The organism is Devosia sp., from assembly GCF_036676215.1.
In the GTDB taxonomy this organism is placed as follows: Bacteria; Pseudomonadota; Alphaproteobacteria; order Rhizobiales; family Devosiaceae; genus Devosia.
The window spans coordinates 25,369-31,764 of sequence record NZ_JAKFDJ010000116.1; the positions used below are offsets into that span (position 1 = coordinate 25,369).

General features: G+C 65.1%; 8 protein-coding genes. 6 read left to right on the forward strand and 2 right to left on the reverse strand.

What is annotated here, in order from left to right; genetic code table 11:
• Window positions 1–40 precede the first annotated feature (40 nt).
• From V6M52_RS10975 to V6M52_RS10985, 3 genes are read left to right on the forward strand one after another with little or no spacing between them, the layout of a single operon-like run.
• Entirely contained in the window at window positions 41–991 is a 951-nt protein-coding gene (locus V6M52_RS10975) for a co-chaperone YbbN (protein WP_332701045.1), read from the forward strand.
• Window positions 992–1,018: 27 nt separating this feature from the next.
• The gene (locus V6M52_RS10980; RefSeq protein WP_332691990.1) at window positions 1,019–1,687 is read left to right on the forward strand and encodes an LON peptidase substrate-binding domain-containing protein; all 669 of its coding nucleotides are present in this window, start codon (window positions 1,019–1,021) and stop codon (window positions 1,685–1,687) included.
• A gap of 2 nt (window positions 1,688–1,689) precedes the next feature.
• Window positions 1,690–1,926, forward strand: coding sequence for a Trm112 family protein (locus V6M52_RS10985; protein WP_332691987.1), 237 nt, complete (start codon window positions 1,690–1,692; stop codon window positions 1,924–1,926).
• 114 nt (window positions 1,927–2,040) lie between these two features.
• On the opposite strand, the gene V6M52_RS10990 is transcribed toward V6M52_RS10985, so the two are convergent.
• Together V6M52_RS10990 and V6M52_RS10995 are read right to left on the reverse strand one after the other, a co-directional pair.
• Window positions 2,041–2,259: a KTSC domain-containing protein gene (locus V6M52_RS10990; protein ID WP_332701046.1), complete on the reverse strand. Its 219-nt coding sequence runs from the start codon at window positions 2,257–2,259 to the stop codon at window positions 2,041–2,043.
• A 2-nt stretch (window positions 2,260–2,261) separates the two neighbouring features.
• On the reverse strand, window positions 2,262–3,491 hold the full coding sequence (locus V6M52_RS10995) for an FAD-dependent monooxygenase (RefSeq protein WP_332701047.1): 1,230 nt from the start codon (window positions 3,489–3,491) through the stop codon (window positions 2,262–2,264).
• A gap of 264 nt (window positions 3,492–3,755) precedes the next feature.
• Here V6M52_RS10995 and V6M52_RS11000 point away from each other — a divergent pair, with 264 nt between their 5' ends.
• The 3 genes from V6M52_RS11000 to V6M52_RS11010 form a co-directional block, all read left to right on the forward strand.
• The gene (locus V6M52_RS11000; protein WP_332691979.1) at window positions 3,756–4,094 is read left to right on the forward strand and encodes a P-II family nitrogen regulator; all 339 of its coding nucleotides are present in this window, start codon (window positions 3,756–3,758) and stop codon (window positions 4,092–4,094) included.
• 22 nt (window positions 4,095–4,116) lie between these two features.
• Window positions 4,117–5,478: an ammonium transporter gene (locus tag V6M52_RS11005; RefSeq protein ID WP_332691976.1), complete on the forward strand. Its 1,362-nt coding sequence runs from the start codon at window positions 4,117–4,119 to the stop codon at window positions 5,476–5,478.
• Window positions 5,479–6,019: 541 nt separating this feature from the next.
• On the forward strand, window positions 6,020–6,396 hold a 377-nt coding region (locus V6M52_RS11010), incomplete at its 3' end, for a DNA translocase FtsK 4TM domain-containing protein (protein ID WP_332701048.1).

Sequence of the window (6,396 nt, forward strand, 5' to 3'; positions counted from 1 at the left end):
ATATCCCAGTCTGCCTCGTTTCAAGGGCCCTGTTTCCGTCATGTCCACTCTGTTCAACGGCGTTGCCGCACCCACCCAGACCACCCCACCCGCCGGAGCGCTGATCAAGGATTCGACCGATTCTGCCTTCAAGGCCGATGTGATCGACGCCTCGCTCGACCAGCCTATCCTTGTCGATTTCTGGGCGCCCTGGTGCGGCCCCTGCCGGCAACTGACCCCGGCGCTGGAAAAAGTGGTCAACGAGAAGGCCGGCGCCATCCGGCTGATCAAGATTAATATCGACGAAAACCCCCAGATCGCCGGCCAGCTCGGTATCCAGTCCATTCCTGCCGTCTTTGCCTTTTCCGGCGGCCGCCCGGTCGATGGCTTCATGGGCGCCATGCCCGAGGGCGAAGTGCGCCGCTTTGCCGACAAGGTCATTGCCGGCGCCCCCGCGCCGCAGCCGGCCGCGGACTCGCTCGAATCCCAGATCGCCCAGGCCATTACCGGTGCCGAGGCAGCGCTCACGGCCGGCGATCTCGGCCAGGCCGCGCAGATCTTCGGCATGGTGCTGCAGCACCAGCCCGAGCATGCCGTCGCGCTGATCGGCCTCGCGCGCGTCTATATGGCGGCCGGGGAAACCGAACAGGCCCAGACCACGCTGGACATGGTGCCGGAGGCCGAGCGCAAGGGCGAGGCTTATAATACGCTGGTCAATTCCATCCGCCTGCTGGCCGAAGCGGCCAATCTCAGCGAAACGGCGGCCTTGCAGGCCGCCGTCGACGCCAATCCGGACGATCATCAGGCGCGTTACGACCTGGCTTTGGCGCTCAATGCCGAGGGCCAGCGGGTCGAGGCGGCCGAGGCGCTGGTCGCCCTCTTCAAGCGCGACCGCACCTGGAACGAGGATGGCGCGCGCAAGAAGCTGCTCGAATTCTTCGATGCCTGGGGCCCCAAGGACCCGGCCACCGCCAAGGGCCGCCGCCTGCTGTCGGCCGCCCTGTTCTCGTAGGACGCGACCAGATAAAAGGAACGCGCCATGCTCAAGCGTCCCGCATCCCCGGCCGACCTGCCCAAATCCGTCCCGATCTTCCCGCTGTCGGGGGCCTTGCTGCTGCCCTTCTCGCACCGGCCGCTCAATGTCTTCGAGCCGCGCTATATCGAGATGGTCGACGCGGCTTTGCGCGGCGACCGGCTGATCGGGCTGATCCAGCCCGAGGATACATCAGAGGAAAGCCCCAAGGGGCGCAGTCCGCTGCAGTCGATCGGCTGCCTGGGGCGGATCAGCCATTTCGAGGAAAGTGGGGAAGGGCGCTATTTCATCATCCTCGAAGGGGTGACCCGCTTCCGCCTCGCCCATGAACTGACGGTGATGACGCCCTATCGCCAGGGCGTTATCGCGGCCGAGGACTTCGCCACCGATTTCACCCGCGACTTCGGCGAGGAGGCGGTGGATCGCGAGCGTTTCGTCAGGATGATGCGCGACTATGCCGAGTTCGCCAGCATCGAGCTCAACTGGGACGAGATCGAGCGCACCGGCACGGCCGACCTGGTCAATTTCTGCTGCATGGTCGGTCCCTATGGTCCGGCCGAAAAGCAGGTCTTGCTGGAAGCCCAGACCCTGGAACAGCGCGCCGAAACGCTGATCGCCATGACCGAATACGAAATCGCGCGCGGCGGGGCCGGCAGTCCCTCGCCGTTGAACTGACCATGACCGACACGCCAGACACCAGCCCGCGCCATGTCTTCGACGTCAAGACGCTCGAAATGCTGGTCTGTCCGCTGACCAAGACGCGCCTCACTCTGTCGGCCGACCACACCGAGCTGATCTCGGTGGCGGCCCGGCTGGCCTTTCCCATCATCAAGGGCGTGCCGCTGCTGAGCCTCGACGAGGCCCGCAATGTCGAGCCTGACGAGATCAAGAATGTCGGGGCCGGCCTGGGCTAGAGTCCAAGATCGGCCACCCGCAGGAATGTCAAACGACCTTATAAGGTGGCGCTTGTGGTCGGGCTGCTCCCACAGGTGCAAGGGTCTGCGCTCCGGCCCGCACGCTTGGTGACGCTATCGTGGCGGAGCCGGCGGGATAACCTCGTAACGGTCGCGGATATGCTCGTTGTAGTAGCGGCCTTTTGACGATGCGTCACAAAGGCCATCGAAAATGTCCGCTGGGACGTTGCGATAGTCATAGGGGCCGCCCGATTCCCTGAACCAGAGCTGCAGCGTCGCCGTTTCGGGCTCATACTCCGCACGCAGGATGGCGGTGGAGTCGAACCAGACCATGGCTAGATCGGCAAGCCGCTGAGCAGCCTGGGGCCGCCGCCGGAAATGCCGGAGGCCGTGCGGATCAGGGCCGATTTGACCGGGCCGGCGCGGTCCACCAGTCCCAGCCCGAAGTCGCGCAGCGCGCGGACCGGGGCAATGTCGTTGGAAAAGAGGTGATTGAGCCCGTCGGTCATGGCGGCCATTGCGGCCGTGTCGAGCCGGCGCCAGGCCTGGTAACGCTCCAGCACCTCGGACCCGCCATGGTCGAGCCCGAGGCGGATGGCTTCGATCACCACCTCGGCGAGGGCCGCGACATCCTTGAGGCCAAGATTGAGCCCTTGCCCCGCAATCGGGTGGATGACATGGGCCGCGTCGCCGACCAGCGCCAGCCGCGTCCCGACGAAATCGCGTGCGATCTGCAGGCGCAGCGGAAAGCCCACGAGCTTTTCCTCCACCGTCACCGCGCCCAGCGTCGAGCCCATCACCGCCTCGATTTCGGCGGCGAGCGTCGTGTCGTCCATGGCCAGCAAGCGCGGCGCGTCCTCGCTACGCTCGGTCCATACCAGCGACGAGCGATTGCCGGGCAGCGGCAGGCTGGCAAAGGGGCCGGCCGGGCGGAAATGTTCATAGGCCACCCCGCCATGGGGCAGGGCATGGGCAATGGTGGTGACCAGCCCGGTCTGCCCGTAATCGTGCCCGGTAACGCCAATGCCGGCCATGTCGCGCAGCGCCGATTGCCCGCCATCGGCCGCCACCACCAGCGGCGCCGAGAGCACGCGACCGTCGGCCAGGACCAGCCGGGCGCCATTGGCCTCGGCGGCAAAGCCGGTAATCGTCGCTGGCGCGATCACGCTGATCCGCTGGGCCACGGCGTCGAGCAGCACCTGTCCGCTGACGCTGTTGGGCACCATATGGGCAAAGGCCTCGCCGGGCGCCACATCGCCGTCAAACGCCAGGAACAGTGGCCGGGAAATATCGCCTTCTCCCGAATCGGTGATCCGCATGGCGCTGATCGGCTGGGCGGCGTCTGCCATCTGCTCCCAGACGCCCAGCGCCTCGAACACCCGTCGCACCCCCGCCGCAATCGCCGAAGCACGGGCATCGCGCGGCACTGACAGCGGCCTGCGGTCGACGAGGCCGATCCTGATGCCGCGCGCCGATTGCACCAGAGCAAGCGCCAGCGTCAGACCCACCGGTCCGCCACCGACGATCAGCACGTCATAGCTATCGCTGTCGATCTTGTCGCTCATGCCCGCTCTCCTTGCCGCCATTGTGTCCCTGCTGGAGCGCGGCGCAAGCGCGCCGATCGCCGCGGTCGCGTGCCTTAATTTTGCCCAAATCGGCCAAGTTTTGCACAATAATTGTGCATTTCTGCGCCTCACTTTCAGGCGTGTGCCTTACTCATTCGTTAACTCGTTGAATTTGTGGGCAATTTCTACTCGAGGCCAACTTGGCACGGCTCTTGAGTCTATTGAGCCATTCCAGACCAAGCGACAAGTCGCAAAGGGGCTCACATGAAACTGGTGATCGCAATTATCAAGCCATCACGCCTCGAAGAGGTTCGCCAGGCTCTCAACTCGCTCGATGTTCACGGCATGACCGTGACCGAGGTGAAGGGCTACGGCCGCCAGAAGGGGCATTCCGAAATCTACCGCGGCACAGAATATGCCGTGCATTTCCTGCCCAAGCTCAAGGTCGAGATCGCCGTCGACGACGCTCTCGCCGACGCGGTGTCCGCAGCCATCCGCGATAGCGCCCAGACCGGCCGTATCGGTGATGGCAAGATCTTCGTGCTCGATCTGCTCGCCGTCACCCGTATCCGCACCGGTGAAACCGGCGCGGCTGCCCTCTAAGCGTCATCGGGAGAAACAACAGATGAAGACCTCCAAGATTTTGGGGAGCGCCGCACTCGCCTCCCTGCTGCTGGCCCTGCCGGCATTTGCCCAGGACGCTGCCGCGCCTGTCGTTGAAGAAGCCGCCGCCATTGTCGACAAGGGCGACGTAGCCTGGATGATGGTCTGCACCATGGTCGTCATCGTGATGACCGTTCCGGGCCTTGCCTTGTTCTACGGTGGCCTTGTCCGCGCCAAGAACATCCTTTCGGTTCTGACCCAGGTATTCCTTGGTTTCTCGATGATCGCCATCCTGTGGGTGGCCTATGGCTACTCGCTGGCTTTCGCCGGCCCAACCGAAGGTGGCCTGTCGGCCTTCATCGGCGACTTCTCCAAATTCTTCCTCTCGGGCGTCACGCTTGAATCCACCGCGGCGACCTTCTCGGCCGGCTTCGAACTGCCCGAAATGGTCTTCGTCGTCTTCCAGATGACCTTTGCCTGCATCACCTCGACCCTCATCGTCGGCGGTATCGCCGAGCGCATGAAGTTCGGCGCGCTGCTGGCATTCCTGGCCATCTGGTTCACCTTCTCCTACCTGCCGATCGCCCACATGGTCTGGGCCGGCCCGGGCCTGCTGTTCGGCATGGGTGCCTATGACTTCGCTGGCGGTACCGTGGTTCACATCAACTCCGGTGTGGCCGCTCTCGTCGCCGCCATCGTGCTGGGCCCGCGCCTGGGCTACCTGAAGGAGCCGATCGCTCCGCATAACCTGGTCTGGACCTATGTCGGTGCGGGCCTGCTGTGGTTCGGCTGGTTCGGCTTCAACGCCGGCTCCAATCTCGAAGCCAATGCCCTGACTGCCGTTGCCCTGATCAACACCGTGCTGGCCCCGGCCGCCGCGGCACTGGCCTGGGCCATCGGTGAAAAGGTCACCCGCGGTCACTCCTCGACCCTGGGTGCCGTTTCCGGTGCTGTTGCCGGCCTCGTGGCGATCACTCCGGCTGCCGGCTTTGCCGGCATCGGCGGCGCCATCGTGCTCGGCGCCATCGCCGGCATCGTCTGCCTCTGGGCCGTGGTCAACCTCAAGCCCATGCTCAAGTATGACGACAGCCTCGACGTGTTCGGCATCCACGGCGTGGGTGGCATTGTCGGTGCCCTGGGCACTGCCGTGGTCGCTGCGCCGGGCCTGGGTGGTTACCCGCTGGGTGACGCTGCCGCCTACTCGATCGGTGGCCAGTTCATGATCCAGCTCACTGCAGTCGGCATCGCCGTCGTGTGGTCCGGCGTGGTTGCCCTGGTTGCCATGTTCATCGTCAAGGCCATCTTCGGCGGCGCCCGCGTCCCCGAATCGGCCGAGAGCGATGGTCTCGATCTCTCGAGCCACGGCGAACGCGCCTACAACTAAGTCTGAATATTCCGGGCGGCGTCCGCGCCGCCCGGCTCTCGCCATTCGAGCATAGCTCTCATGGCCTTCTCGCCTTCAATCGCTCCACGGGAGCGATTGATCCTGGCGGAACGGCTCGAAGTTGATCGTGGCGTGCGGCTCGTGTCCCTCTTGGCCCGCCACAGAGGCTTCCCACTCGCAAACTGCACGGGCCGCACTCCACGATCAACGCCATTGCCGCGGTCTCGCTCCTCCCTCGCGACCGCCGCGGCCAACCTGGCCCGCCCTTCGTGGCGGGCTTTTTCTTTTTGGGGTGCTGGGGCTTCCCCTTCACCTCTCCCTCGACGGAGAGGTCGACCCGTCAGGGTCGGGTGAGGGGGCCTTTCGGAAAATCTGGTGCCCGGAAAAGGCCCCCGCACCCGTTGCTTCGTTCCGATCTCTTCCCCGAAGGGAGAGGTGAAGAGGGTGCCCGTCCCACCATGGTTAGCCTTGGGTTAACCCGATCTCGGTAGCATGCAGCCAATGTGGGCCCGGTCTTTTCCGGGCAGTATTGAGTTCGCCCATGCCCAGTTCTCCCTCGCCCGTGCTTGATGAAATCCGCTCCGTGCCGCAGCGCGGCTCGCGGGGTGCCAGCGCCAGCGCCAGGTCCATGCCCGTGCCGCCGCCAGCCCTGGCGATTCGCATTCCGGTGCGGCTGGCCGGTCTGGTGCTGCTCGGGCTGGTGGCAATCTGCCTCTCGGCTTTGGCCTCCTGGTCGGTAGATGATCCGAGCTTTTCCTATGCTACCGCCAAGGTGCCGGCCAATTGGCTGGGCTTTCCCGGCGCGGTGATCGCCGATGCGCTGTTCCAGGTCTTTGGCCTGGCCGCTTTGGCCCTGCTGGTGCCCCCCGCCCTTTGGGGTTGGGCCTTTGCCCGCCGCCGCATGCCCACCCATATGGG